The organism is Brevundimonas vancanneytii, from assembly GCF_901421975.1.
Lineage (GTDB): Bacteria > Pseudomonadota > Alphaproteobacteria > Caulobacterales > Caulobacteraceae > Brevundimonas > Brevundimonas diminuta.
Map to the genome: position 1 here is coordinate 1,300,656 of NZ_LR588407.1, position 25,083 is coordinate 1,325,738.

Here is a 25,083-nt window from a genome sequence, read left to right on the forward strand (position 1 = left end):
GCGTCAGGGACGGGAAGTTGGGCGCGAAAACGGTGTTTCCATGAGCTGAGCCGGTAATCGTTCGCCCTTCCGGCTCTTCGTTCTAGAAGCTTCGATAGAAACCGAGCCGAACATAGGCCTGCGAACTGCGTTGATCGCCGTCGCTCAGGCCGACAGAAACTTGGATTTCTGACTTGTCGTTCAGCTTGAACCCGGCCACGGGACCGATGTGATAGGCGTTGTAGTTGGTGTCGCCTTCGGCCGCGACCTCCATGCCCAGGCGCACGCGACCGGATGAGCCGACCTGATGGGTCAGGCTGGCCAGGGCGTTGTAATCGTCCAGTTCGAAACCGTAGGAGCCGTACCAGTCGACCCGCCAGGGGCCGGAGACATGGCCGCCGTCCAGGGAGACGATGACGCCGCCCTGGCCGCCGTCGCGCCGATTGCCGGGATCGGCGGGGCTGAGGTCGGTATCGACATAGCGATAGCCGATGCCGACGCTGCCCCAGGTCGGGCCGTTGCCGAAACGATAGATCAGCTCCGCCTGGGCGCCGGTGAAGTCGGCGGCGATCTCATTCGGACCCGAGTTGTAGTCGTAGCTGCCGGTGTAGACCGAGCCGCGCACCGCAAAACCCTTCGAATCGACCGAGCCGGGCAGGCCGATCGTCGCTCCGGCATAGGCGCTGTCGGCGACGTCCAACTGGCCGCCCGCGAACACGGTCACATCGCTTTGCGCCGAGGCCGGCCCGACCCAGGCGACGCCCGCGCAGACGAGGGCCGCCGCCGCTGGTGCGGCCAGGGAAGTCATCGGGCGTCGACGGTGAGGCATGGGTCAGTTCCTTGCGAAGTATCGAACGCGCCAGATGCTGGCGACGCCGGCGGAGACACTACAAAACGCATACAGAACAGGCGGGAATTCTGTCAGACGACCAACCTTCCCCTTGACAGTTGTTCCAGACTTTCTGCGCTTCGGTCAATGGGGGCGCGGGTGTGCGACACCCAGGAAATCAACTCCTCCATGCCCTCGTCCATCGACCGCCGAGGCGTGAAGCCGAAGGTGCGCTCGATCTTGGAGATGTCGCCGAAGCAGTGACGGATGTCCCCGACTCGATAACGGTTCAGCACTTCCGGTGCGATGTTCTTGCCCAGCAGCCGGGCCAGGACGCCTGCGATCTCGTTGATGGAGACAGGCGCGCCGCTGCCGACGTTGAACACGTCCCAGATCTCGCGGTCGTCATCCAGCACGGTGGCGAAGGCCTCGGCCACATCCTGCACATGGACGAAGTCGCGCATTTGCCGTCCGTCCTCGAACACCAGCGGCGGCTGGTCGTTCATCAGCCGCGAGATGAAGATGGCCGCCACGCCCGTATAGGGATTGCTCAGGGCCTGGCGAGAGCCATAGGCGTTGAACAGCCGCAGGGCCACGGTGGGGATGCGCAGGGCCCGGCCGACCGACAGGAACATCTCCTCATGGTCGCGCTTGTTCACCGCATAGATGGAGTTGGGCTGCAGCAGCTTCTCTTCCGGCGTGGGGCAGGGCTCCAGCGGTTCGCCGTCGACCATCAGATCCCAATGACGCGCCTCCAGCTGGGCGTGCGGGCGAATGTCGGTGGTCACATGGGCGCCGGTCGAGGGGCGGACGTAGTCCCCCTCGCCATAGATCGACATGGACGAGGCGACGGCGATCCGCTTGACCGTGTGCGGGCGCTGGGACAGGGTCTCCAGCATGACGGCCGCCGCCATGACGTTGTTGCGGGTGTAGTCGACGATGTTGGTCATGCTCTGACCCACGCCGACCGAGGCGGCGAGGTGGGCCAGGTGGGTCACGCCGTTCAGCGCCGCCTCGAACACCCCGTCTTCCAACAGGTCGCCCTTGATGCGGCGCGCCCGTGCGTCGAGGTAGACGGGCCACCCGTCCGCATCCATTTCGGCGTCGCCGTGAACCTGGGGCGACAGACTGTCCAGGACCGTAACGCGATAGCCGCGCGCCAGCATGGCGTCGACCAGGTGCGAGCCGATGAAGCCCGCCCCGCCGGTGATGAGAATGTGCTTGTCCATGACCGTCTGCTTAGTGCTGGTGATGACGAAGGGCGCCGAACTCATCCAGCTTGGTGCGGACGAGGGTGTTGTTGGCGTCGATCTTCTCGGTTCGCTGCCAGGCCAGGCCGCTGTCCCGCACATACATGACGAAGCCTAGCGTCAGCGGGATGATCCAGACGCACCACCAGACCATGATGAAGATCGGATTGACCATCAGCATGTAGCCGATGCGCGCGCCCGCGCCGTCCAGCACCAGGTCGGTCCGCCGCCACGTCTTGATGTAGAGGCCGATCATCAGGATCGAGAAGGCGACGATGTTGAAGATCGACAGGATCACCAGCCACAGCGGCAGGAAGTCGTCGCCCTGAAAGAACCGCCAGGCGGCCCAGACGCCCAGGGGAATGCCCAGGGTGTTCACCCACATGGACATGCAGGGCAGGAAGTTCATCCACACGCGGACCCGCTCGCCGAAGCTGAAGTCCATCTCCTTCAACGGCGTCGTCAGGCTCTGGAAGAAGCCGGCGACCCAGCGTTTCCTCTGGGTGACGCCCTCGCGGAAGGTCTCGGGCACCTCTTCGATCAGCGAGCCTTCGATGATGCCCAGCGTCCGGCCGTTCTTCCAGAACCGCTGGCCGACCTCGGGGTCTTCGATGGCGATCCACGGGTGGAAGCTGCCCAGTTCGATCAGGTCGTCGACCTTGAAGAACAGGCCCTTGCCCAGCACCCAATAGGGTTGCTTCGGATCGGACAGGTGGCCGTATTTGGCCCCATCCCACGTCATGTGGTCGAAGGCGTGGAAGGCGGCGGCCAGGCTGGCGTTCAGATTGCCCGCCACATTGCGGGCCTGCAGCACGTCGAACCGGCGCAGGCCGATGGCCGCCGCCTTGAAGTGGTCGGCCGGCGGGCAGCTGTCGGCGTCGATGTAGTCGATCGTCAGCCCGCTCTTGTCCTTATAGGTCTCGGCCACATGATAGGTGGCGTAGATCAGCTGGCGCGTCTTCTTGGGCGGCAGATCCTTGACCCCGGCGCGCTTGCCGCTGTGCCACCAATAGGCCTTCGGATTCCGGTCCCAGGCGTTCCACACCATGTCCCAGCTGGCGTCGCTGGTCGGCGGCACCGCCAGGATCTCGACGAAGGGATAGGGCCGGCTCAGCCGCTGCAGGCTGGCGATGGTTTCGGCGTCGTTGCTGTTGGGGATGGCCAGGACGCGATAGCGGTCGGCGGGGTAGTCCAGCTTGGCCAGGGACGTGAACGTCGTCTCCATGGTGCTCTCCAGCTCCCGCAGCACAGGATACAGAAGGACGATGAAGGGATAGTCCGCCTCGCTGGCCGGCAAAGGCTCGCTCATATCCACGCGCTCGACGCGCAGCGAGCGGAAGTACATCTCCAGCAGGAAGCTTCCGAGATAGAGAATCTGGGAAAGAGCGAACAACCAGACCAGCAGGGTCGCCCAGTTCGGATCTTGAGTGTTCATCACGCCGCTCGCCCAGTTATTTTGCCCAATAAGTCGGTGGTGGTTGCTCTGTCCCGTGGTGTCTCGTCGGTCCGCCGTCTCACGACGCGGCGGCGCCGCGCTGGGCGACTCTCTCGCCCTGAAGCTCGGCGGTGAAATAGGCGATGGTCTGTTTTAGCCCGTCCTGCAGCGGCACCTGGGGCGACCAGTGCAGGTGGGTCAGCGCCCTGGAGATGTCGGGCTTGCGACGGCGCGGATCGTCGATCGGCAGCGGGTGATAGACCAATCGCGAACGTGAGCCGGACAGGGCGATGACCTGCTGGGCCAGTTCATTGACCGTGATCTCGCTCGGATTGCCGATGTTGACCGGCCCGTCGATATCCTCGTCCGTGTCCATCAGGCGGACGAACCCTTCGATCAGGTCGTCAACGAAGCAGAAGGAGCGCGTCTGCTCGCCCGTGCCGTAGATGGTGATGTCGTTGCCGACCAGAGCCTGGACGATGAAGTTCGACACCACCCGCCCGTCGTCGGGGTGCATTCGCGGTCCATAGGTGTTGAAGATGCGCACGATCCGCGTGGTCAGGCCGTGCTGCTGGCCGAAGTCCGTCACCAGGGTCTCGGCGAACCGCTTGCCTTCGTCGTAGCAGGAGCGAGGGCCCACTGTGTTGACGTTGCCGCGATAGCTCTCCACCTGCGGGTGGATTTCCGGGTCGCCATAGATTTCCGAAGTCGAGGCCTGAAAGAAGCGTGCGCCGTCCGCCGCCGCACGCTTCAGCAGGTTCAGCGTGCCGATCGAGCAGGTCATGGCCGTCTTCACCCGATCATATTGGTAGTGAACCGGGGAGGCGGGGCAGGCCAGATTGTAGATCTGATCGAAGCGGCCCAGCGCGTCGTCCAGCGGCTCATTGATGTCCTGCGCCACCAGGTGGAAGCGATCCGAACTCATCAGATGAGCGACGTTCGCGTGACGACCCGTATGGAAATTATCAATGCAGGTCACATGATGGCCGGCGTCAACCAGTCGCCCGCATAGATGCGATCCCAGAAAACCGGCGCCGCCTGATACGGCGATCCGCTTGGTGATTTTGGCGTCGTTCTGCGGCGCATAAGAAAAGCGATCGTCTGTCATCGCCTTCAGCCTTGATGGTTGTTTACAATTGCTTGAACAACGCTACCTGCATACTGTATTCGCGTGACAGGGGAGATTTCATGATCCCCGAGTCCGTTGGCATTGGCGTTAACCGTTTGTTAAGAATTGGGTTCCATTTCGGCACTGCATAGGCGCCAAATTTCTGCCCGAATCTATCGGTTCACGCGCCAAAAACGTCGTGGCGCGGGGGGGTGGCAGGCCCGACGAACGCTGTGCAGCGGTTGGGATCGCCGGGCCTGGGGCTTCCCTCTCGTCTTGAGGCGCCGTCATGTAATCATCTCACGCGGCGCGGCGTCATCTTGGCGGAAATACTAGGCCCCTCCCGCATTGTGTTCCCGCACATGCTGACTGGTCCGAAGGGCCGTTTGACGCCTAAGGTGACGCTTCTGATTGCAAGGGAGAGCGATTTGATCGTCAGACGCTTCTATCTGGCTATGGCTGTGATCGGCGCCATCGTCCCTTGGCTGTTCTTCGGCTCGTTCTTTTTCGAGAACGGGCCGGATGTTCCGTTGTTCTTGAAGTCCCTGTTCGCGAACGGCGCCGCCGGCGGCTTTTCCGCGGACGTCCTGATCTCGATAGCGGTCTTCCTGGTGTGGTCCTGGCGGGATGCGTCCAGAAACCATGTCAGCCGCTGGTGGCTTGTGCTCCCAGCGAGCTGCCTGGTCGGGCTCTCGCTTTCCCTGCCGCTGTATCTCTATCTGCGCGAGCGACCTTGAACGGGTTCATGCGAACGGATCGGCTGCCAAGGCGCCCATCGCCGCTGAAGGGCCGCGACGGCGTTGGAGGCGCGGTATTCCTGGACGAAGCCCAGAAGGGCGCCGCCTAGGACGATGGCCAGGATGATCCCGCCTTCCAGCCATTGCTGCACCAGGCCGGAGACCGCCGCCGCTATGACCAGGATGAGGACGAGGGGGCTGCGGAACTGGCGGAGCAGAAGAGTCAGGGCGCCGCGCCCCGCGGCGACGTGGACGGTCGCGCGGCTGTCTTGAGCGCGGTGAAGAGGGCGACCGCCAAGGCGGCGGGGCCCAGGCTGTAGATCAGGCGATAGACCAGAAGGGCGGCGGCGGTCTCGTGGGTCTGCGCCACCAGTGGGGTGAGACTGATCACGATCGCCTCGAACACGCCTATACCTCCCGGCACGCCCGAAGCCGCGCTGATCAGGGAGCCGAGCACGAAGACCACGAGGAAGACCGCCAGGCCCGAGAGCGTGGGGTGGGGCACAAGCACAAACAGTGCGGCGCCTGACGTCAGCCAGTCGCCCAGGCCGACGCCCAGGGCCATGGCTCGGGTTTTGCCGGAAGGGGGCGCGGCGGTCCCGCCGCCGAGCCAGGCCGGGCGACTCCGGCGGAAAGCCAGGAACCAGAGGGCGGCCGGCGTCATGAGCGCCAGAGCGAGGGCGCCGATGATGAGGACGGGACGCCCGAGAGCGTGGGCGAAGACCAGGGGGGCGATCGCCAGCGTCAGCCCTGCCGTGACGATCCCGCTCAGCGTCACAGCCAGGCTGACGACAAGGGTCAGTCGGGCGATCTGTCCGTGAGTGAGGCCGGCAGGCCCATAGCCGCGCAGACGCACGGCGCCCTGGGAGGCGAGGCTGAAGCCCAGGCTGTTGGAAGCGGCGAAGGACGCCGCAGAGGTCAGGGCCGAGCGAAGTCCGGACACCTTAAGGCCCATGGCCCTGACGAGAATGACCTCGGTCGAGGCCAGGCAGGCGTAGCTGGCGGCCGTAAGCGCCAGGGCCGAAAGCAGGCCCCATGCCGGTATGCTGGCCAGGGCCGTCAAGATCTGCGCCGGCGAGGTGTCGCGCACCGCCCGCCAGATGGCCCAGACGGCGACGCCGAGGACGGCGAGGGCGAAGCCGCTTCTGAGGGTGAGCGACGTCAGCCTCTTCCATCGGGAGGCGGCTGCGCCGTCACGGCGCGGCGTGGCCGACGCGGGCGCGTCGACTTTCGGTAGAGGGGGGACTGGGCTCAAGGCGGCTTCTGGTCAACCTCTCCAGACAGCACATCCCCTGCCGGACGCTATTGACGACGGTCAAGGCCGCTTGCCGCTCGATGGCGTCCTGTCTGCGGGGATGCGTCTGAGGTCGTGCGAAGTGAGCGAGGGAAGCGAAAGCGCGATCCGAGCGTGCCAGAGGGCGCGCGTGAGGGCCGCAGGCGTCAATGGACGGTCGTGTTCCCAACGCGCAGGAAAGACTGGAACGAGGGCTCGGCGTATCCTGCGCCTGTCAGCGCGATGGCCTCCCGAATAGCCGCGACAGTTCCTGGCGAAGCGAGACGACCGTGGGGCGTCCACGCTTGGTGCGCGTTCCGGGGATGGTCCACGCGGCCTCTCGCTGCTCTGCGCTGGAACGCGCGCGACTGGATTGGTTTCTGCATGCGTCGGGACCAGGACGCCCTTCTGATGGGCTTCGCTTTGTCCTGCTGTTGGATCCTGCCGATTGATTACGATCAAACGGCTTGATCCCAAGACGGGCTAAGGCCGGGGCATGAGGATCTTCCCATGACACAGGCTGCTACCATCAAAATCGTCTTCTTCGGGCGGCCGGCGGATCGGTTCGGCGGCGAGCGGATGATCGACGGCCCCCAGGGCGGGTTGAGGATGAGCGATCTTCGTCGGCGCATCGCCACAACTGCGGACGGAGGCGATATTCTGCTTGACCCCGCAATCCGGGGCGCGGTCGACGGCGTCGAATGCGATGACGACACCTGGGTGAGCCCGGGTCAGGAGGCCGCCTTCTTTTCTATCTTTTCCGGAGGCTGAAGGTGCCGCTCGACGTCGAACTGGCGCTCGCTCCCTTCAGTCCAGCCGAGCTTCTGGAGGTCTTTGTCAGAGATCGCCCAGCGGACGGCGCCGTGGTCTCCTTCATCGGTTTGGCGCGAGGTCAGGGGAGGGACGGCGATACCGTGTCCCGACTACAGTTGGACTGGTATCCAGGCATGACTGAAAGATCGATGCTCGTGATCGCCCAAGCGGCGCAGGAACGTTTTGAGGTGAGCGATATCCTGGTGCGCCATCGTTGCGGCGAACTGTCGCCTGAGGAACCCATCGTCCTGGTGGCGGTCGCTTCGCCGCATCGTCGGCAAGCCTTTCTCGCTGCGGACTACCTCATGGACCGGCTTAAAACCGAGGCGGCCTTCTGGAAACGAGAACACAAGGCTGGGGGGGCGGCCTGGGTCGAGCCTTCCGCCGCAGACCGGGCCGATCTGGTCCGTTGGAGCTGACATGGCCGGACTAGATCACAATCTTCCCTTCTACGGGCTCAGTATCGCCGTGCTGACGGTTTCCGATACGCGAACGCTTGATACCGACACCTCAGGCGGCACTCTGGTGCAGAGATTGACGTCAGCAGGGCATAGACTGGCGGCACGGGCGATCGTCCGGGATGAGGTGACCGACATCCAAGCGGTGATGCGGGCTTGGATCGCCGATCCCGACGTCGACGTTATCCTCAGCACGGGCGGAACCGGGTTCGCTCCTCGCGATGTGACGCCGGAAGCGGTTCGGCCTCTGCTCGATCGCGTGATGGACGGGTTTTCCGTCGTGTTTCACCAGGCCAGTCAGACCACGGTCGGGGTCTCGACCCTACAGTCGCGCGCCTTGGCGGGGCAGGCTGGCGAGACCTTTGTCTTCTGCGTGCCCGGATCAACCGGCGCCTGCAAGGATGCTTGGGATCTCGTTCTCGCCGAGGAGTTGGACAGCCGGTTCCGACCTTGTTCTCTGGTAGGGCAGATACCCCGCTACCGGGGAATATGCCCATGAGCCTCCTGACCCATCTTGATGCGGAAGGGCGCGCGCGCATGGTCGATGTGTCCCACAAGGCGCTGACGCGCCGGAGGGCCGTCGCCACGGGTCTTCTGAGATGCGCTCCCGAAACGCTGACCCTGGTGCGCGAAGGACGCGCGCCCAAGGGGGCGGTGGTGTCCACGGCGGAGATCGCGGGGGTTATGGGGGCGAAGCGGACCGCCGATCTCCTGCCTCTTTGTCATCCCCTTTCGCTTGCTCGGGTCGCCGTGATCATCACGCTCGACGACTCCCTGCCGGGTTTCCGCATTGAGGCCGAAACAGTCACGGTCGGTCAGACAGGCGTGGAGATGGAAGCCCTGACCGCCGTGTCGGTCTCAGCCCTGACCCTCTACGACATGCTCAAGGCGGTTGATCGCGCCATGCTGATCGAGGGGGTGGGGCTTGTGGCCAAGACCGGCGGTGCAAGCGGCGACTGGATCAGGAATGAAGAATGATGCTGGAGTTCGAGACCGCGCTGAAACTGCTCTTGAGCCAGGCCCAGCCGCTGGAAGCGGAAAGGGTTCCGCTTGATGAGGCTTGCGAGCGAATCCTTGCGTCCGACCTGAAAGCTCTGCGAGCTTCTCCTGCCGCCTCTGTCTCCGCCATGGATGGTTACGCCATTCTGGATCAAGATCTTGGGGCGACCTTGTCTGTGGCGGGCGAGAGCTTCGCAGGGTCGTCGATCCCACCGATGTTAACGGCCGGCACGTGCATGCGAGTGTTCACGGGCGCGCCAGTGCCTCCCAATGCTGACCGCGTGGTGGTTCAGGAGATGGTCGTAAAACGCCCCGAAGGGGCAGCCATGCCGCTGGCCCGCCCGCGGGGCGATCATATCAGGCGAGCGGGCTCGGACTTTACGCCAGGAGAGATTTTGCTGGCTCGAGGCGCTGCGCTCACCCCCCAAGCCATGGTTGCGGCTGCAGCGGCGGATCATGATCGCGTGGAGGTGGTCCGTCGACCTCGAGTGGCCATTCTAGGAACCGGAGACGAACTGCGTCCGCCCGGCGCGCCGGGCGGCGCTTTATCGGTGCCGGACAGCGTGACCTATGGCGTGATGGGGCTGGTCCAGCGCTACGGCGGCGATGTCTGCATGCGATCGCGCCTTCCGGATCGCCCCGACATCCTGCGTCAGGCCGCCATGGAGGCCGCTGCGGCGAGCGACGTCATCGTGGTGACCGGCGGGGCCTCGGTCGGGGAGCGGGATTTCGCGAAGTCGATGTTTGATGACCTCGGCATGGAAATCCTCTTCTCCAAGGTGGCGATCAAGCCGGGCAAGCCGGTGTGGCTGGGTCGAGTTCGCAACACTCTTGTGGTGGGGCTGCCTGGCAATCCCACCTCCGCCATGGTCACTGCTCGCCTCTTCCTGGCCCCCCTCATTACGGGCCTGGCCGGGCGTGATCCTCGGTATGCGCTCGACTGGCAGGCGGCGGTGCTGGATGGCGAGACGCCGGAAAGGGGCGCGCGGGATCTGTTTCTGCGAGCTACACGGCGTAACGGTCGGCTGCAGCTGGCGGGAAACCAGGATTCGGGCGCGCAGAAGACCCTGGGACAGTCGGAGGTTCTGGTCTGGCTGCCGCGCGAGGGGACGCGGCACGGTTGCCGGAGCCTGCGGCTGTAACCTTAGAGGGGCGCCGATCAGGGCTAAGGCAGGAAACGAGGAAACAGGATCTCATTCTCGATGCGCATGTGATCGAGGAGATCCTGATGAAAGACCAGAGCTTCCTCATACAGGCGACGCCAGGTTCCGCAGGCAGAGACGGGAGGCGTGAACCCTCCCGTCAGCAGTCGTAACGACGCCAACTGTTCTTCCACCTCGGCATGTTCCGCCAACATACGGGTGATGGGGCCGCCGATCATCGGTGCTCCTCCCGCCAGCATCATCGGAAAGAGAATGCGCTCTTCCTTCTGTTGATGGGTTTCCAGATCCTCGGCGATGACCATGAGCAGTTCGGATAGACCGGTCGGCGCATCTCTCTGTCCTGCGTGCGTCCGTTCCACTCTTTCGGCCAGGGCGATGAGCACTGGCAGTTGACGGCGATGGGTCTGATGAAAGCGCTCGAGAATATGCTCGATCAATTGGGGGCTCTCCAGAACCCGGAGGCTTTCGTCTGACGGATCATGAGTGACGAAGGGCGAAACGCTCACGAGGGGTTTCCTTTTGCTTTTCGAGAAGGACCGCAGGCAGGGCAGTCGGGGCGGGCGCTCACCGTGACAGGGACGGTCCGCCAGGACAGGAGGTCGAGCATAAGAAGACATCCCGCTCGGTCTTCGCCGGCTTCGGTCAGGGCTTTGACCGCCGCCGCCGCCGCCAGGGCGCCTGCCACGCCGGTCAGGGCGCCCAGCACGCCTTGGGAGGCGCAGGCGAAGGCTTCGGGATCGGGTTCAGGATTGAGGCATCTCCAGCACGGGCGCGACCTGAAAAGTCCGACCTGTAAGACCCAAGGGCCTACGGCGGCCGATACGAGGCTCTTGTCCTGGGTCACGCATGCGTCGGAAACCGCCAGGCGCGTGGCGAGATTGTCGGAACCGTCGATCACCATGTCCCAGGCGCCGAGAATGTCTGCGGCGTTGTTCTCGTCGATACGACGATGGATCGGCATGAGCTCAATGTTGCTGTTCAGCCGGCCGAGCCGTTCGGCGGCGGCTGGCGCCTTGTCGTGTCCGATATCGTCCTCCGTGAAGAGGACTTGCCGTTGGAGGTTGGAAAGGCTCACCTGGTCGAAGTCCAGCAGGCCGAGACGGCCGACGCCGGCCGCAGCGAGATAGAGGGCGGCGGGCGCGCCGACCCCGCCGACACCGACGATCAGCACACGCGCCTTCTTGAGCGCCTGTTGGCCGACGCCTCCTACGTCACGCAGCATGAGGTGGCGGGCGTAGCGTTCGACTTCCTGGTCTGAGAATGAGGGCGCCATGTCGGCACCATAGTCGTGCAGCGGTTCGGCGAGATTGATCGAAGACAAACGACGCATGGGCGCGGCGGGATAGGGAAGGCTCAGGAGAATTGCCTTATGTCCACCGCCAGCGCCATGCGCGCCTACAAGGGTCCGGCCCTTTTCAGCTTCGGTTTCCGTCCCTTCTTCCTGTTCGGGTCTTTGTGGGGCGCCCTGGTCGCGCCTCTCTGGGTCTATGTGCTGGCCCACGGCGGCGATCTCTCCGACCGCATTGGTCTGGATTGGCATATCCACGAGATGCTGTTCGGCTATGTGGCGGCGATCGTCGGCGGCTTCCTGTTGACGGCCGTGCCGAACTGGACCGGGCGCTATCCGGTGATCGGCGCCCGACTTGCTGGACTGTTCGCGCTGTGGGCGGCGGGACGGGCGGCCATGCTGCTGCCTGGATTGGATCGCTTGCTGGTTGCGGCCATCGACGGCGCCTATCTCCTCGCGCTTTCGGCTGTGATCTGGCGCGAGGTCGTCGCAGGCCGGAACTGGCGGAACCTAGTGGTCGCCCTTGCGATCACCGGATTGGCTGCGAGCAACATCGCCTTCCACCTGCGTCCGGAAGCAATAGGGCTGGACGTCGCCGTCAGAACGGGCTTCACTGCTGTTGTTTTGCTGCTCGTTCTCATCGGGGGACGGGTGACGCCGAGTTTCACCCGCAACTGGCTTGCCCGGCAAAAACCAGGACGTCTGCCCGCCGCCGCCTCCAGATTCGACGCACTGGTGATCGGCGTCACTATCCTCGCCCTCGCAGGGTGGATCGTGAAGCCTGATCTGGCAGGCGTCGGCCTCGCCCTGGCGGCCGCCGGAGCGCTGAATCTCTTGCGTCTGGCGCGATGGGCGGGATGGAGAACCGCGACCCAGCCGTTGGTTTGGATTCTTCATCTCGGTTATGCGTGGCTGGGCGTGGGGCTTGTCTTGCTGGGCCTTGCGGTGATGGGGGCGCCCTTCGCCCCGTCCGCCGGTCTGCATGCGCTGACGGTCGGCGCCATGGGGGTGATGATCCTGGCGGTGACGACCCGCGCGGCTCGCGGCCATACAGGACACGAATTGTCGGCGGGCGCGGGAACCCTGCTTCTCTATGTTCTTATTAACGCTGCGGCGCTCGTGCGTGTCGCGGGCGGATTGTGGTCCGATATCTATGGGCTGGCTCTCATCCTCTCAAGCGGGCTCTGGGCGGCCGCACTGCTCGGTTTCGTGGCTATATACGGCCCCATGCTTTCGCAGCCCCGCCTCAGGAATTGAGCGTCGCTTGCTTTTGATCAAGGCGGCCGGCGCGTTTTGCTTTTAGCCTGCCGACTACCGCTCCGAGCCGCGTGACCTAAAGCCCTTCCATGGTTGCGCGGCCGGGCTCCGAAAGGGGCCGAGGGCGGCCGGGGAAACCCGCCCGCCTCCCATGTTCTGGAAAGGAGCTTCTCCAATGGCCGCTTCCGGGCCTCAAGCTATCGACGGTTTCGGCCGCCGCTTCCGATATCTTCGTCTGTCGGTCACCGAGGTCTGCAACTTCCGGTGCGACTACTGCCTGCCCAACGGTTATCGGAAAACCCCCGGGGCTTCCTTCCTGACACTTATGGAGGTGAGGCGGCTGACCCAGGCCTTCGCGCGTCTGGGCCTGACCAAGATCCGCCTGACGGGCGGTGAGCCGACGGTGCGACGGGATTTTACCGAAATCGTCGCCGCCATCGCCGCCCAGGAGGAAATCCGCAAGGTTGCGGTCACGACCAACGGCTGGAATCTCGAGAAGTGCGTGCAGGACTGGCGCGACGCAGGCTTAACTCACCTGAATGTCAGCGTGGATTCGCTGGATCGGGATGTCTTTCAGCGCATCACCGGACATGACCGGCTCCCCGCCGTGCTTCGGGGCCTGGACCTGGCCATGGAGGCGCGGTTCCAGTCGGTGAAGGTAAATGCTGTTCTGCTGCGGGGGTCCATCGAGCAGGAGCTCGAGCGGTGGGCGGACCACGTCGCTGATCGTGCCCTTTCAGTGCGTTTCATCGAACTCATGCGTACGGGAGACAACGCCGACTATTTCGCCCGCAATCACATCGGCGGCCAGGTGGTGCGGGACTGGCTGGCGCAGCACGGATGGACGCCGCGCATCCGGGAGGCCGACGCCGGTCCCGCCACCGAATACGTCAGTCCGGATCATCGCGGCTTGATCGGCCTGATCGCGCCCTACGACGCCGGCTTCTGCGACGGATGCAACCGACTGCGGGTGACAGCCCGGGGAAAGCTGCGTCTGTGTCTCTTCGGAGAGGGGGGGGTGGATCTGCGGCCCTATCTTTCGGAGGAGGTCGAAATGGACGCGCTTGTCGAGCGGGTCGCTTCAGCCCTCGGCGCCAAACCGCGCGCTCACGCGCTGCATCAGGGAAATTTCGGCGATACGCCGAACCTGGCCGCCTTCGGCGGCTGAGCGCCGCCTCCTTCTTCTTCAGTGTCGGTCGACCAGGTTTCGGACGCCGCCTTGCCAGCAGGATGCAAGGCGGCAGGCGCATGATTGTCGATAAGGGCTGACGGGCGCGCAAGGCGTTTCAGCGCCCGCGGACGTTCAAAGGAGATTTGGGCGCCCCGGACGTGCACGCCGTAGTCGGACAGTTGTGCGAAGGCGCGTGAGAGATTTTCGGGCGTCATCCCCAATAGAGAGGCGAGCACGCGCTTTTCGTGAGGAAGGATGATCCGCGCCTCATTCTGCTGGCGCGCGCACTGAGCCAGAAGATAGTTGGCGAGCCGTTCAACCCCGCCGCGCAGCTTCTGGGCCTTCACCGTGCGGACCACGCCGCGATAGCAGCCGGCAAGTTCCTGAATGACCGCGAAACCGAAATCGGCGTCTTGGCGCGCGGTGCGCCTCAAAGCTTCTCCCGACAGCATCAGGATTTGAGAAGGTTCCAGAGTCCGCGCCGACATCAGGGCCTGAGCCTCAAGCATGACGGCTGCGAGGATGAAGGTCGAAACGGGCCGCAGCACGGCCAGGGTTGATTCCTTCTCCTTCCAACTGCCCTGCAGTTCTACTGAACCGCTGAGCAGGACATAGAGAAAGTCGACGGGGTCGCCTTCCATGAGGAGTGTGGTTCCGGCCGGGAAGCGCTGCAGAAAGGCGCCCGCCGTGGCGTCTCTAAAGACGGCTGGCGACGCTCCCATAAACAGGGGCAGGGCGCGAATACGGTCTAGGTCGGCCGGACGGATAGGCATGGCGCAAGAAGACCATGGCGCACGCCGGGTCGGATTGATCAGAATCAAACGCGACGTCGCCTAGGCGTGCGCATTGCGCGTAATGATTGTCAGTCGCGATTACCCGCGACGCCGATGTGGTTTTTTGCGCTGAATCGACACGCGTCTAGGTCCGACTTGATCAAAAGCAAGTCGAGGCCGCCGCTCCTGGCGCACATCACCTGCACGGAGTCCTGCTCCGGTTTCGCAGAGGGCGTGATGGTTCGACCAGTGCAAATGACGAAGTCGGTCGGGGGCGAGGCGCCCGGAGCGTGGCGCACTCTGTGGCTCAGCACCCTGGGCTTCACCACCTGTTTCGCCGTCTGGACGATCTTTTCGATCATCGGCATCCAGATAAAGGCGGACCTGGGCCTGTCCGAGACCCAGTTCGGCCTGCTGGTCGGCGCGCCGATCCTGACCGGATCCCTGAGCCGGGTTCTGCTGGGAGTTTGGGCCGAGCAGTTCGGCGGGCGCAAGGTCAATCTGATCGTCGGCGTCCTGGCGGCGGGGGCGACCTTTCTCCTGGCTCAGGCGAGCACCTATCCGCAGTTCCTGGCTGCGGCCTTGGCGCTGGGCCTCGCGGGGGGCGCCTTCTCGGTCGGCGTGACCTATGTCTCGAAATTCTTCGGACCGTCGCGCCAGGGCATGGCCCTGGGCGTGTTCGGGGCGGGCAATGTAGGCTCGGCCGTCACCAAGTTCGCCGCGCCCTTCGTCATGGTGGCTTTCGGTTGGCAGGCCGTGGCCCAGATTTGGGCTGCTGCCCTGCTGATCATCAGCCTGATCGTATTCCTTCTGACTCGCGACGACCCTGTTACGGTTGCCCGGCGCGCTTCGGGAGAGAAGGCGCCAGCGACCTGGCTGCAGCTTTCGCCGCTCAAGAGCCCGAGAGTTTGGCGCTTCTCACTCTATTACTTCTTCGTCTTTGGCGGCTTCGTCGCCCTGGCCTTGTGGCTGCCGCGCTATCTGACCGGCGCCTACGGTCTGGACATCAAGACCGCCGGCATGGTCGCGGCGGCCTATTCGATCCCAGGATCGCTGTTCCGAATCTTCGGCGGATGGCTGTCGGATCGCGTGGGCGCCCGCAAGGTCATGTATCTGACCTTCGTCATCAGCGTGATCTGCACCTTCATCCTGTCCTACCCGCCGACCCAGTATGAGGTGGCGGGCCTGAACGGGCCGATCCGTTTCAGCCTGGCGCTGAGCCTTCCAGGCTTCATCGCCCTGGTCTTCCTGTTGGGCTTCGCCATGAGCCTCGGCAAGGCTGCGGTCTACAAGCACATCCCCGTCTACTATCCGGACCACATCGGTTCGGTCGGCGGCCTGGTGGGGATGATCGGCGGCCTGGGCGGCTTCGTCCTGCCGATCGCCTTCGGCGCCCTGAACGATTGGACCGCCATCGGCTCAAGCTGCTTCATGCTGCTCTTCCTGCTCGTCGCCGTAGCCCTGGCCTGGATGCATCTGGCGGTGCGGCGAATGGAACACGCCCACAATCCTCAGCTGGCCGGCTTGCCGGCCTTCCCCGAGCTGGACGGCCTCGATGGCCGCTCGGCGCGATAGGAGCATTCCCTCATGTCCCGACGACATGTTCTGACCGACTGGCGCCCGGAAGATCCGGCTTTCTGGGCCGAAAAGGGCAAGCGCATCGCCCGGCGCAACCTCTGGATCTCGATTCCCAACCTCCTGATCGGCTTCGCCGTCTGGATGCTCTGGTCCACTGCCGTGACAAGGCTGCCCCAGGCCGGGTTCGAGTTCTCGACCGAGCAACGTTTCTGGCTGACCGCCTTGCCAGCCCTGTCGGGAGCCACCCTGCGCATCTTCTACAGCTTCATGGTGCCGATTTTCGGCGGGCGGCTGTGGACCACTCTGACGACCTTGAGCTTGCTCGTCCCCGTGGTGGGAATGGGCGTGGCGGTGCAGCACGTCGAAACGCCTTATTGGGTCTTCGTGGCTCTGTCGTTGTCGTGCGGCCTGGGTGGGGCGGTTTTCGCCTCGTCCATGTCCAACATCGCCTTCTTCTTCCCCAAGGCGGAAAAGGGCAACGCCCTGGCGCTGAACGCGGGGCTCGGAAACCTCGGGGTCAGCGCTCTGCAGTTGCTGGCGCCTATCGTGGTCGGCGTGGCCTTTTTCGGTCCGCTCGGCGGCCCGCCCCAGGTCTTCGTCGAGAATGGCGTGGAGCACCGGATCTGGCTGCAGCACGCTCCGCTGATGTGGGCGCCCCTGATCGTGATCGGCGCGGCCCTGGCCTGGTTCGGCATGAACGACGTGGCCTCTGCGCGCGCCTCCTTCCGCGAACAGTCGGTGGTGTTCAAGCGCAAGCACAACTGGTTGATGTGCTACCTCTACATCGGCACCTTCGGCTCCTTCATCGGCTTTTCGGCGGCCTTCCCTCTGCTGGGCAAGACCCTGTTTCCCGATGTGAACATCCTGCAGATCGCCTTCCTGGGGCCGCTGGTCGGCGCCGCGTCCCGCGCCCTGACCGGCTGGATCTCGGATCGCTGGGGCGGCCAGCACGTGACGCAGTGGGTTTTCCTGTCGCTGATCTTGGGGGTCATCGGCTTACTGCACAGCCTTGGAACCTGGGGCGGCGCGCCCAGCTTCCCTGCCTTCTTCGCCAGCTTCCTGTGGCTCTTCTTCTGGACGGGGGTGGGCAACGCCTCGACCTTCCAGATGATCCCAGGCCTCATGCGGCTTGAGATGGCGCGTCTGATGCCGACCGCCGCCGCCAGTGAGCGTTTGAAGGCCGCTGAGCTGGAATCCGCCGCCATCATCGGCTTCGCCTCGGCCATCGGCGCCTATGGCGGATTCTTCATTCCGCTGGGTTTCGCCACCTCCATGGGCGTCTTCGGCGGGCCCACGGTGGCGCTCTATATCTTCATGACCTTCTACGCGACCTGCCTGGTCGTGAACTGGGCCTTCTATGCGAGGCCGAGGTCGATCCTGAACAATCTTGAAAAGAAGGTGGCCTGAGCATGAGCCATACCCTCGATCGTCTCGCTTTCTTCAAGAGAAAGACTGAGCTCTTCTCAGGTCGGCACGGCGTCATGACCGATGACGACCGCAAGTGGGAGGAATCCTATCGGAACCGCTGGCGTCACGACAAGATCGTGCGGTCGACCCATGGCGTGAACTGTACGGGCTCCTGTTCGTGGAAGATTCACGTCAAGAGCGGCATCGTCACATGGGAGACTCAACAAACCGATTATCCCCGCACCCGCGCCGGCCTGCCCAACCATGAGCCGCGGGGCTGCGCGCGGGGCGCCAGCTACAGCTGGTATCTGTATTCAGCCAACCGCGTGAAATATCCGCTGGTCCGTGGTCGCCTGCTGCGCCAATGGCGTGAGGCGCGCCGCACCCTGGCGCCGGTGGCCGCCTGGGCCTCGATCCAGAACGATCCGGCCAAGCGCGCCGACTATGTGAAGATGCGCGGCGCCGGCGGCTTCGTCCGCGCGACCTGGGACGAGGTCAATGAGCTGATCGCGGCGGCCAACGCCCACACCGTCAAGGCCTGGGGCCCTGACCGCGTGTTCGGCTTCTCGCCCATTCCGGCCATGTCCATGCTCTCTTACGCCGCCGGCGCGCGCTATCTGCAGCTTCTGGGCGGAGTCTGCGGCTCCTTCTACGACTGGTATTGCGACCTGCCGCCAGCCTCGCCCCAGACCTGGGGCGAGCAGACTGACGTGCCGGAATCGGCGGACTGGTACAACTCCAGCTTCATGCTGCTGTGGGGCTCCAACGTCCCGCAGACCCGCACGCCCGACGCCCACTTCTACACCGAGGCCCGCTATCGCGGCGCCAAGTCGGTGGTCATCTGCCCCGATTATTCCGAGGCGTCCAAATTCGCCGACCTGTGGCTGGCGGTGAAGCAGGGGACGGACGCGGCTCTGGGCATGGCGTTCGGCCATGTCATCCTCAAGGAGTTCTACGTCGAGCGCGAGACCTCCTACTTCAAGGATTATGTCCGTCAGTATTCGGACCTGCCCATGCTGGTGCGCCTGGTCCCGCAGGACGGCGGCTATGTGGCCGAGCGCATGCTGCGAGCCTCCGACTTCGTCGACGATCTGGGCCAGGCCAACAACCCCGACTGGAAGACGGTGGCTCTCGACGAGATCAGCGGAGACGTGGTCGCGCCGAACGGCTCCATCGGCTTCCGTTGGGGAGAGGATGGGCGCTGGAATCTGGAGGAGCGCGAGGCCGAGGGGCGTGAGACGCGCCTGCGCCTGGGGCTGAAAGGGGTTCATGATGAGGTGGTGGGCGTACGCTTCCCTTATTTCGCCAACACCGCCTCCAACGGCTTCGCCTCGAGCGATCACCCCGACGTCCTGACCCGCAACGTCCCGGTGCGGAAGATGGCGCTGAAGGAGGGGGAGACGCTGGTGGCCAGCGTCTATGACCTGTTCCTCGCCAACTACGGCGTCGATCAGGGCTTCGGCGGCGAGCACATGCCGCGCGACCATGATGATCCGGAACCCTATTCCCCAGCCTGGGCGGAACAGATGACCTCTGTGCCGCGCGACCAGATCCTGGCCGTGGCGAGAGGCTTCGCCGGCAACGCCGAAAAGACCAACGGCAAGTCCATGGTGATCATCGGCGCGGCCATGAACCACTGGTTCCACATGGACATGAACTATCGCGCCGTCATCAACATGCTGGTGATGTGCGGCTGCGTCGGTCAGTCGGGCGGGGGCTGGGCCCACTACGTCGGCCAGGAGAAGCTGCGTCCGCAGAGCGGCTGGGCGCCGGTCGCCTTCGCCCTCGACTGGATCCGGCCGCCGCGCCAGCAGAACGCGACCTCCTTCTTCTACGCCCACACCGGCCAGTACCGCTATGAGACGGTGTCGCCGCAGGAGATCCTGTCGCCCACCGCGCCGGCCGGCGACTGGTCCGGTTCGTTGATCGACTTCAACGTGCGCGCTGAGCGCATGGGCTGGCTGCCTTCGACGCCGGCCTTGAAGACCAATTCTCTGGACGTGGTCCGCGCAGCCGAGAGCGAGGGCGTCGATCCGGTCGCCTATGCGGTTCGGACGCTCAAGGATCGCTCGCTTGAGATGTCCTGCATGGACCCCGAGGATCCGGCCAACTGGCCGCGCAACATGTTCATCTGGCGCTCCAACCTGCTGGGATCGTCAGGCAAGGGCCACGAGTACTTCCTCAAGCACCTGCTGGGCGCCGACCACGGGGTTCAAGGCAAGGATCTGGGCGAGGACGGCAAGGTCAAGCCGCAGGATGTGCGCTGGCGCGACGCCACGACGGAAGGCAAGCTGGACCTGCTGGTGACGCTGGACTTCCGCATGTCCACCACCGCCGTCTATTCCGACATCGTCCTGCCGACCGCTACCTGGTACGAGAAGCACGATCTCAACACGTCGGACATGCACCCCTTCATCCACCCCCTGACGGCGGCGGTGGACCCGGCCTGGGAGGCGCGGTCCGACTGGGACATCTTCCGAGGCCTGGCCAAGACCTTCTCCGAGGTCTGCCCTGAGGTGCTCGGCGTCGAGAAGGATCTGGTCCTCACCCCGATCCAGCACGACAGCCCTGGCGAGCTGGCCCAGGCCTTCGAGGTCAAGGACTGGTGGAAGGGCGAATGTGAACCCGTGCCCGGCCGGACCATGCCCGTCATGACCGTGGTCGAGCGGGATTACCCCAACCTCTACAAGCAGTTCACCTCGGTCGGGCCGCTGATGAATACGGTCGGCAACGGCGGCAAGGGGCTGAAGTGGAACACCGATCATGAGGTGGCGGCGCTCAAGGCCCTGAACGGCGAGGTGCGGGAAGAGGGGGTGTCGCATGGCCTGGCCCGCATGGAGACTGCTATCGAGGCGGCCGAGGCGGTGCTGATGATGGCGCCCGAAACCAACGGCGAGGTGGCGGTGAAGTCGTGGGCGGCGCTCTCGCGCTTCACGGGGCGCGACCACACCCACCTGGCTCTGCCCAAGGAAGACGAGAAGATCCGCTTCCACGACATCGTGGCCCAGCCGCGCAAGATCATCTCCTCGCCCATCTGGTCGGGCCTGGAGTCCGAGCACGTCTGCTACACCGCCAACTACACCAATGTGCACGAGCGCGTGCCGTGGCGAACCCTGTCGGGGCGTCAGCAGCTGTATCAGGACCACCCCTGGATGCGCGCCTTTGGCGAGGCCCTGTGCGTCTATCGTCCGCCGCTGGACCTGAAGACCACCTGGGTCAAGGGCATGAAGCCCAACGGCGAGAATGAGGTCGTGCTGAACTTCATTACGCCGCACCAGAAATGGGGCATCCACTCGACCTATTCCGACAACCTGCTGATGCTGACGCTGAACCGCGGCGGGCCGGTGATCTGGATCTCGGAGGTCGACGCTCAAAAGGCGGGAATCGTCGACAACGACTGGGTCGAGCTGTTCAACGCCAACGGCGCCATCTCGGCGCGGGCGGTGGTGTCTCAGCGCATCCGTGAAGGCACGACCTTCATGTATCACGCTCAGGAAAAGATCGTGAACACGCCGGGGTCTGAGATCACGGGCCGGCGCGGGGGCATCCACAATTCTGTGACGCGGATCGTGCCCAAGCCGACGCACATGATCGGCGGCTACGCCCAGCTTGCCTATGGCTTCAACTATTACGGCACGGTCGGTTCGAACCGCGATGAGTTCGTCGTCCTGCGCAAGATGAGAACGGTGGACTGGCTCGAAGAGCCCCGTTCGGACAAGGAGAACGTCTGATGAAGGTCCGCGCCCAGATCGGCATGGTGCTGAACCTCGACAAATGTATCGGGTGTCACACCTGTTCGGTGACCTGTAAGAACGTCTGGACCAGCCGCGACGGCGTCGAATACGCCTGGTTCAATAACGTCGAGACCAAGCCCGGCGTCGGCTATCCTAAGGACTGGGAGAACCAGGGCCGCTGGAACGGGGGATGGGAGCGCGCCCGCAACGGTCGCATCCGCCCCCGCATGGGCCCCAAGTGGCGAATCCTGGCCAACATCTTCGCCAACCCAGACCTGCCCGAGATCGACGACTACTACGAACCGTTCGACATGGACTACGCCCATCTTCAGGAAGCTCCTGAGATGAAGCACTTCCCCACGGCGCGCCCGCGTTCGAAGATTTCCGGCGAGCGGATGGAGAAGATCGAGTGGGGACCGAACTGGGAAGAAATACTGGGCGGCGAGTTCTCCAAGCGGTCCAAGGACTACAACTTCGCGGGCGTTGAGAAGGAGATCTACGGAGCCTTCGAAAACACCTTCATGATGTATCTGCCCCGGCTGTGCGAGCACTGTCTGAACCCCACCTGCGTGGCCGCCTGTCCCTCGGGCGCCATCTACAAGCGTGAGGAGGACGGGGTCGTCCTGATCGATCAGGAGAAGTGCCGCGGCTGGCGCATGTGCGTCTCGGCCTGCCCCTACAAGAAAATCTATTACAACTGGGAATCCGGAAAGTCGGAGAAGTGCACCTTCTGCTACCCCCGGATCGAGGCGGGCATGCCCACGGTCTGCTCCGAGACCTGCGTGGGGCGCATCCGATATCTGGGCGTGATGCTGTATGACGCCGACCGTATCGAGGCGGCGGCCAGCGTCGATGAGAAGGATCTCTACCAGGCTCAGCTCGATGTCTTCCTGGACCCGAACGACCCGGCGGTGATCGCCCAAGCACGGGCCGACGGCGTTCCCGACGCCTGGCTGGCGGCGGCGCAGCGCAGTCCGGTCTGGAAGATGGCGATGGACTGGAAGGTCGCCTTCCCGCTGCACCCCGAATACCGGACGCTGCCCATGGTCTGGTACGTGCCGCCGCTGTCCCCGATCCAGTCAGCGGCCTCAGCCGGCGCGCTGGAAATCGACCAGGAGATGCCTGACGTCAGATCCTTGAGGATTCCGGTGCGGTATTTGGCGAACATGCTGACCGCCGGCGTCGAGGAACCCGTCGTAACCGCTTTGGAGCGCATGCTGGCGATGCGCGCCTTCATGCGCGGCAAGACCGTCGACGGCCGGATCGACCACGCCCTGGCCGAACGGGTGGGGCTGAGCGCCGCCCAGATCGACGACATGTACCGCATCATGGCCATCGCCGATTACGAGGATCGCTTCGTCATCCCGACCAACCACCGCGAGACGGGTGAGGACGCTTTCGACCTGCGCGGCTCCTGCGGCTTCACCTTCGGCAACGGCTGTTCCGGCGGGACGACGGAATACGGCCTGTTCGGCCGGGTCAAGAAAACACGTCCCCGCAATCCGATGGAGGTGGAATGATGTCCGCGACCTATAGCGCGCTGGGGCGGCTGCTGACCTATCCCGACGCGGACCTGCAGGCGTCCGCCGAGGAGCTGGCGGCCGTGATCCGCGCCGATGGCCGGGTTCCGGTCCGCATCCAGAAGGCCCTGAACCGTCTCGTCGAGGATCTGAAAGGCGGGGACATCTACAGTCTGCAGGAGCAGTACGTTGATCTGTTCGATCGGTCTCGCTCCCTGTCCCTGAACCTCTATGAGCATGTTCACGGCGAGAGCCGGGACCGGGGCGAGGCGATGGCGGGATTGCTGGAGCTCTATCGCAGCGAAGGGCTGGAGCTGGCGACGTCGGAACTGCCGGATCACCTGCCGGTCTTCCTGGAGTTTCTCTCGCTTCTGCCTGCGGATCGCGCGGCTTCCCTCCTGGGTGAAGCGGCCCATGTGCTGGAGGCGATCGGCGAGAGGCTGCACAGGCGCGGCAGCTCCTATCGCTCGGTGTTCGGCGCCCTGGCCGCCCTGGCCGGCGCGGCGGATGCGGCGGCCGTCGCCGCCCTGCTCAGCGAGCCCGATCCCGATCCCGATGATCTCACGGCTCTCGATGAGGCCTGGGAGGACACGCCTGTCACCTTCGGCCCGGACGATGTCGGCTGCCCCAAGGCCGACGCCTTGGTTGCGGCGATGAACACGCCATCCGCCCAACGGCCCAGCGCGGCTTGAAGGAGGCCACGTCATGAATGTGATGAACCAGTTTTTCTTCGGCGTTTATCCCTATATCGCTCTCGCGGTCCTTGCGATCGGGTCGGTCATTCGCTTTGACCGCGAACCCTACACCTGGCGCACCGGCTCTTCGCAGTTGCTGCGCCGCCGGCAACTGGTCGCGGGATCCATCCTGTTCCACCTCGGCGTCCTGATGATCTTCGGCGGGCACCTGGTCGGCCTCCTGACGCCGGTGGCCGTCTGGGACGCCCTCGGCGTGGCCCATTCCGCGAAGCAGTTGCTCGCCATGGTTGCGGGCGGCGTCGCTGGCGTCATGATGCTGATCGGGGGTCTGCTGCTGCTTCACCGACGGCTGTTCGACCCGCGCATCCGCCGGACCTCCAGCTTTGGCGACACGGCGATCCTGATCATCCTCCTGATCCAGCTGTGTCTGGGCCTGTCGACCATCTTCATCTCGGCCCGCCACATGGACGGCGAGGAGATGGTGAAGTTCATGAACTGGGCCCAGGGCGTCTTCACCTTCCGGGCAGGGACGGCCGACTACATCGCGGACGTTCACTGGTTGTTCAAGGCGCATATCGTCTTAGGATTGACCATCTTCCTGGTCTTCCCCTTCACCCGCCTGGTCCACATGTTGTCTGCGCCGGTGTGGTATCTCAATCGCCGGGGCTGGCAACTGGTCCGTAGTCGTCGCCAGATGCCGGTCAGCCGCATCGCTTCGGCGCCCGCTTCGATTCGCGGTCGCAAGGGAGATGGACGATGAGCCGCGAAGCCGCAATCGTCGTCGGCGGCGTGGAGGTGCCCGAGGCTCTGATCGCCCAGGAAATTTCGAACCATCCGGCGCCCAGCATCGAACAGGCTCGCAAGCTGGCGGCCCACGCCCTGGCCATTCGGGCGCTGTTGCTGAACCGCGCCTCGGAGCTTGAGATAGAGGCGACGCCCCTCTTTGACGACGAAGGACGTGAAGAGACGGTCGATGAGGCCAGGATTCGCGTCCTTCTCGAGCAGGAGGTGCGGGCGGATCCGCCCTCGGAGGCCGAATGCCGAAGGGTTTATGATGCGCGGCCGGATGACTTTCGCTCCTCCGCTATGACCGAGGCCTCTCATATTCTTGTGGCGGTGACAGGCGAGGACGAGGCGCTCTGGGAAGCGGCGCGTCTGACCGCCGAGGCGCATCTGACGCTGGCGCGTGCGCGGCCCCAGGCCTTCGCTGAACTGTCCGGTCGCGTTTCGGACTGTCCGTCCAGCAAATCGGGCGGCGCTCTGGGGCAGTTGGTCGAGGGCGATCTTGCGCCCGAGGTGGAGCAGGCGCTCGACAGGCTGGAGCCGGGCGAGATCAGCGAAGCGCCGGTGAGGTCGCGGTTCGGTTGGCATGTGCTGAAGGTTGACCGCCGGGTCGAAGGCGCGCGTCTTCCTTTCGAACATGTGCGACCTTGGATCGAACGCGCCTTGCAGGAAAGAGCCTGGCGCGCCGGGGCTGCGCGCTATGTGGCGGCCTTGGGGGAAGCGGCGCGGGAAGAAGGGGGTAGCGATCAGCCTGACGACGACAGGCCAGGTGAGCGAAGGGCCGCTGTCGCTTGGCGTCTTGCTTGGCGTGGACAGTGAACGTTTCCGCACTT

The 25,083-nt window shown here is 64.5% G+C and carries 24 protein-coding genes and 1 riboswitch; of the genes, 15 read left to right on the plus strand and 9 right to left on the minus strand.

Annotation, left to right across the window (positions count from 1 at the left end):
• Positions 1-82: 82 nt before the first annotated feature.
• From bcsS to FGL25_RS06390, 4 genes are all read right to left on the minus strand, one after another.
• Positions 83-808, minus strand: coding sequence for a cellulose biosynthesis protein BcsS (gene bcsS / locus FGL25_RS06375; RefSeq protein ID WP_081461886.1), 726 nt, complete (start codon positions 806-808; stop codon positions 83-85).
• A 92-nt stretch (positions 809-900) separates the two neighbouring features.
• Positions 901-2,037, minus strand: coding sequence for an NAD-dependent epimerase/dehydratase family protein (locus FGL25_RS06380; RefSeq protein ID WP_138141271.1), 1,137 nt, complete (start codon positions 2,035-2,037; stop codon positions 901-903).
• A gap of 10 nt (positions 2,038-2,047) precedes the next feature.
• A complete protein-coding gene (locus FGL25_RS06385) occupies positions 2,048-3,493 on the minus strand; it encodes a glycosyltransferase family 2 protein (RefSeq protein WP_252970055.1) in 1,446 nt (481 codons plus the stop codon).
• A gap of 79 nt (positions 3,494-3,572) precedes the next feature.
• On the minus strand, positions 3,573-4,601 hold the full coding sequence (locus FGL25_RS06390) for a UDP-glucuronic acid decarboxylase family protein (protein ID WP_138141273.1): 1,029 nt from the start codon (positions 4,599-4,601) through the stop codon (positions 3,573-3,575).
• A 398-nt stretch (positions 4,602-4,999) separates the two neighbouring features.
• Between FGL25_RS06390 and FGL25_RS06395 the strand changes: the two genes are divergently transcribed.
• Positions 5,000-5,338, plus strand: coding sequence for a DUF2834 domain-containing protein (locus FGL25_RS06395; RefSeq protein ID WP_252970056.1), 339 nt, complete (start codon positions 5,000-5,002; stop codon positions 5,336-5,338).
• Here FGL25_RS06395 and FGL25_RS17945 read toward each other — a convergent pair.
• Positions 5,317-5,565, minus strand: coding sequence for a cation-transporting P-type ATPase (locus tag FGL25_RS17945; protein ID WP_138142392.1), 249 nt, complete (start codon positions 5,563-5,565; stop codon positions 5,317-5,319). The two genes, FGL25_RS06395 and FGL25_RS17945, sit on opposite strands and share 22 nt — an antisense overlap.
• Positions 5,562-6,593, minus strand: a complete 1,032-nt coding sequence (locus FGL25_RS06405) for a lysylphosphatidylglycerol synthase domain-containing protein (protein ID WP_138141274.1) — start codon at positions 6,591-6,593, stop codon at positions 5,562-5,564. The genes FGL25_RS17945 and FGL25_RS06405 overlap by 4 nt, the downstream gene beginning before the upstream one ends.
• A 627-nt stretch (positions 6,594-7,220) precedes the next feature.
• Between FGL25_RS06405 and FGL25_RS16825 the strand changes: the two genes are divergently transcribed.
• The 5 genes from FGL25_RS16825 to FGL25_RS06425 are packed head-to-tail and all read left to right on the plus strand — an operon-like array spanning position 7,221 to position 10,023.
• Positions 7,221-7,382, plus strand: coding sequence for a hypothetical protein (locus tag FGL25_RS16825; RefSeq protein ID WP_167493302.1), 162 nt, complete (start codon positions 7,221-7,223; stop codon positions 7,380-7,382).
• A 2-nt stretch (positions 7,383-7,384) separates the two neighbouring features.
• Positions 7,385-7,843, plus strand: coding sequence for a molybdenum cofactor biosynthesis protein MoaE (locus tag FGL25_RS06410; protein ID WP_138141275.1), 459 nt, complete (start codon positions 7,385-7,387; stop codon positions 7,841-7,843).
• Between the two features lies 1 nt (position 7,844).
• Positions 7,845-8,381, plus strand: coding sequence for a molybdenum cofactor biosynthesis protein B (moaB, locus tag FGL25_RS06415; protein WP_138141276.1), 537 nt, complete (start codon positions 7,845-7,847; stop codon positions 8,379-8,381).
• Positions 8,378-8,860, plus strand: coding sequence for a cyclic pyranopterin monophosphate synthase MoaC (moaC, locus tag FGL25_RS06420; protein ID WP_138141277.1), 483 nt, complete (start codon positions 8,378-8,380; stop codon positions 8,858-8,860). Before moaB ends, moaC begins: the two co-directional genes overlap by 4 nt.
• Positions 8,857-10,023 (plus strand): molybdopterin molybdotransferase MoeA, encoded by a 1,167-nt coding sequence (locus FGL25_RS06425; protein WP_138141278.1) that lies wholly within the window; start codon positions 8,857-8,859, stop codon positions 10,021-10,023. Before moaC ends, FGL25_RS06425 begins: the two co-directional genes overlap by 4 nt.
• Positions 10,024-10,046: 23 nt before the next feature.
• Here the strand turns inward: FGL25_RS06425 and FGL25_RS06430 are convergent, their stop codons facing one another.
• Entirely contained in the window at positions 10,047-10,550 is a 504-nt protein-coding gene (locus FGL25_RS06430; RefSeq protein ID WP_167493303.1) for a hemerythrin domain-containing protein, read from the minus strand.
• Positions 10,547-11,374, minus strand: a complete 828-nt coding sequence (locus FGL25_RS06435; RefSeq protein ID WP_354702793.1) for a HesA/MoeB/ThiF family protein — start codon at positions 11,372-11,374, stop codon at positions 10,547-10,549. The genes FGL25_RS06430 and FGL25_RS06435 overlap by 4 nt, the downstream gene beginning before the upstream one ends.
• 39 nt (positions 11,375-11,413) lie before the next feature.
• Here FGL25_RS06435 and FGL25_RS06440 point away from each other — a divergent pair, with 39 nt between their 5' ends.
• Positions 11,414-12,589: an NnrS family protein gene (locus FGL25_RS06440; RefSeq protein ID WP_138141280.1), complete on the plus strand. Its 1,176-nt coding sequence runs from the start codon at positions 11,414-11,416 to the stop codon at positions 12,587-12,589.
• A 48-nt stretch (positions 12,590-12,637) separates the two neighbouring features.
• Positions 12,638-12,772: riboswitch (molybdenum cofactor riboswitch) on the plus strand.
• Complete coding sequence (moaA, locus tag FGL25_RS06445) at positions 12,765-13,757, plus strand: GTP 3',8-cyclase MoaA (RefSeq protein WP_138141281.1); 993 nt, start codon at positions 12,765-12,767, stop codon at positions 13,755-13,757. Its footprint overlaps the riboswitch before it by 8 nt.
• Here moaA and ftrB read toward each other — a convergent pair.
• Positions 13,709-14,581: a transcriptional activator FtrB gene (ftrB, locus tag FGL25_RS06450; protein WP_252970057.1), complete on the minus strand. Its 873-nt coding sequence runs from the start codon at positions 14,579-14,581 to the stop codon at positions 13,709-13,711. The two genes, moaA and ftrB, sit on opposite strands and share 49 nt — an antisense overlap.
• Before the next feature lie 207 nt (positions 14,582-14,788).
• Between ftrB and FGL25_RS16830 the strand changes: the two genes are divergently transcribed.
• From FGL25_RS16830 to FGL25_RS06480, 7 genes are read left to right on the plus strand one after another with little or no spacing between them, the layout of a single operon-like run.
• A complete protein-coding gene (locus tag FGL25_RS16830) occupies positions 14,789-16,108 on the plus strand; it encodes an MFS transporter (protein WP_167493304.1) in 1,320 nt (439 codons plus the stop codon).
• A 12-nt stretch (positions 16,109-16,120) separates the two neighbouring features.
• Positions 16,121-17,518 carry an MFS transporter gene (locus FGL25_RS16835; RefSeq protein ID WP_167493305.1) on the plus strand — a complete coding sequence of 466 codons (1,398 nt, stop codon included), beginning with the start codon at positions 16,121-16,123 and terminating at the stop codon, positions 17,516-17,518.
• A 2-nt stretch (positions 17,519-17,520) separates the two neighbouring features.
• Complete coding sequence (locus FGL25_RS06460) at positions 17,521-21,249, plus strand: nitrate reductase subunit alpha (protein WP_088409832.1); 3,729 nt, start codon at positions 17,521-17,523, stop codon at positions 21,247-21,249.
• Entirely contained in the window at positions 21,249-22,772 is a 1,524-nt protein-coding gene (gene narH, locus FGL25_RS06465) for a nitrate reductase subunit beta (RefSeq protein ID WP_088409831.1), read from the plus strand. Before FGL25_RS06460 ends, narH begins: the two co-directional genes overlap by 1 nt.
• Positions 22,772-23,464: a nitrate reductase molybdenum cofactor assembly chaperone gene (narJ, locus tag FGL25_RS06470; protein WP_138141282.1), complete on the plus strand. Its 693-nt coding sequence runs from the start codon at positions 22,772-22,774 to the stop codon at positions 23,462-23,464. Before narH ends, narJ begins: the two co-directional genes overlap by 1 nt.
• 13 nt (positions 23,465-23,477) lie before the next feature.
• Positions 23,478-24,227, plus strand: a complete 750-nt coding sequence (gene narI / locus FGL25_RS06475) for a respiratory nitrate reductase subunit gamma (protein ID WP_088409830.1) — start codon at positions 23,478-23,480, stop codon at positions 24,225-24,227.
• Positions 24,224-25,069 carry a peptidylprolyl isomerase gene (locus FGL25_RS06480; protein WP_252970058.1) on the plus strand — a complete coding sequence of 282 codons (846 nt, stop codon included), beginning with the start codon at positions 24,224-24,226 and terminating at the stop codon, positions 25,067-25,069. Before narI ends, FGL25_RS06480 begins: the two co-directional genes overlap by 4 nt.
• Positions 25,070-25,083: the final 14 nt, after the last annotated feature.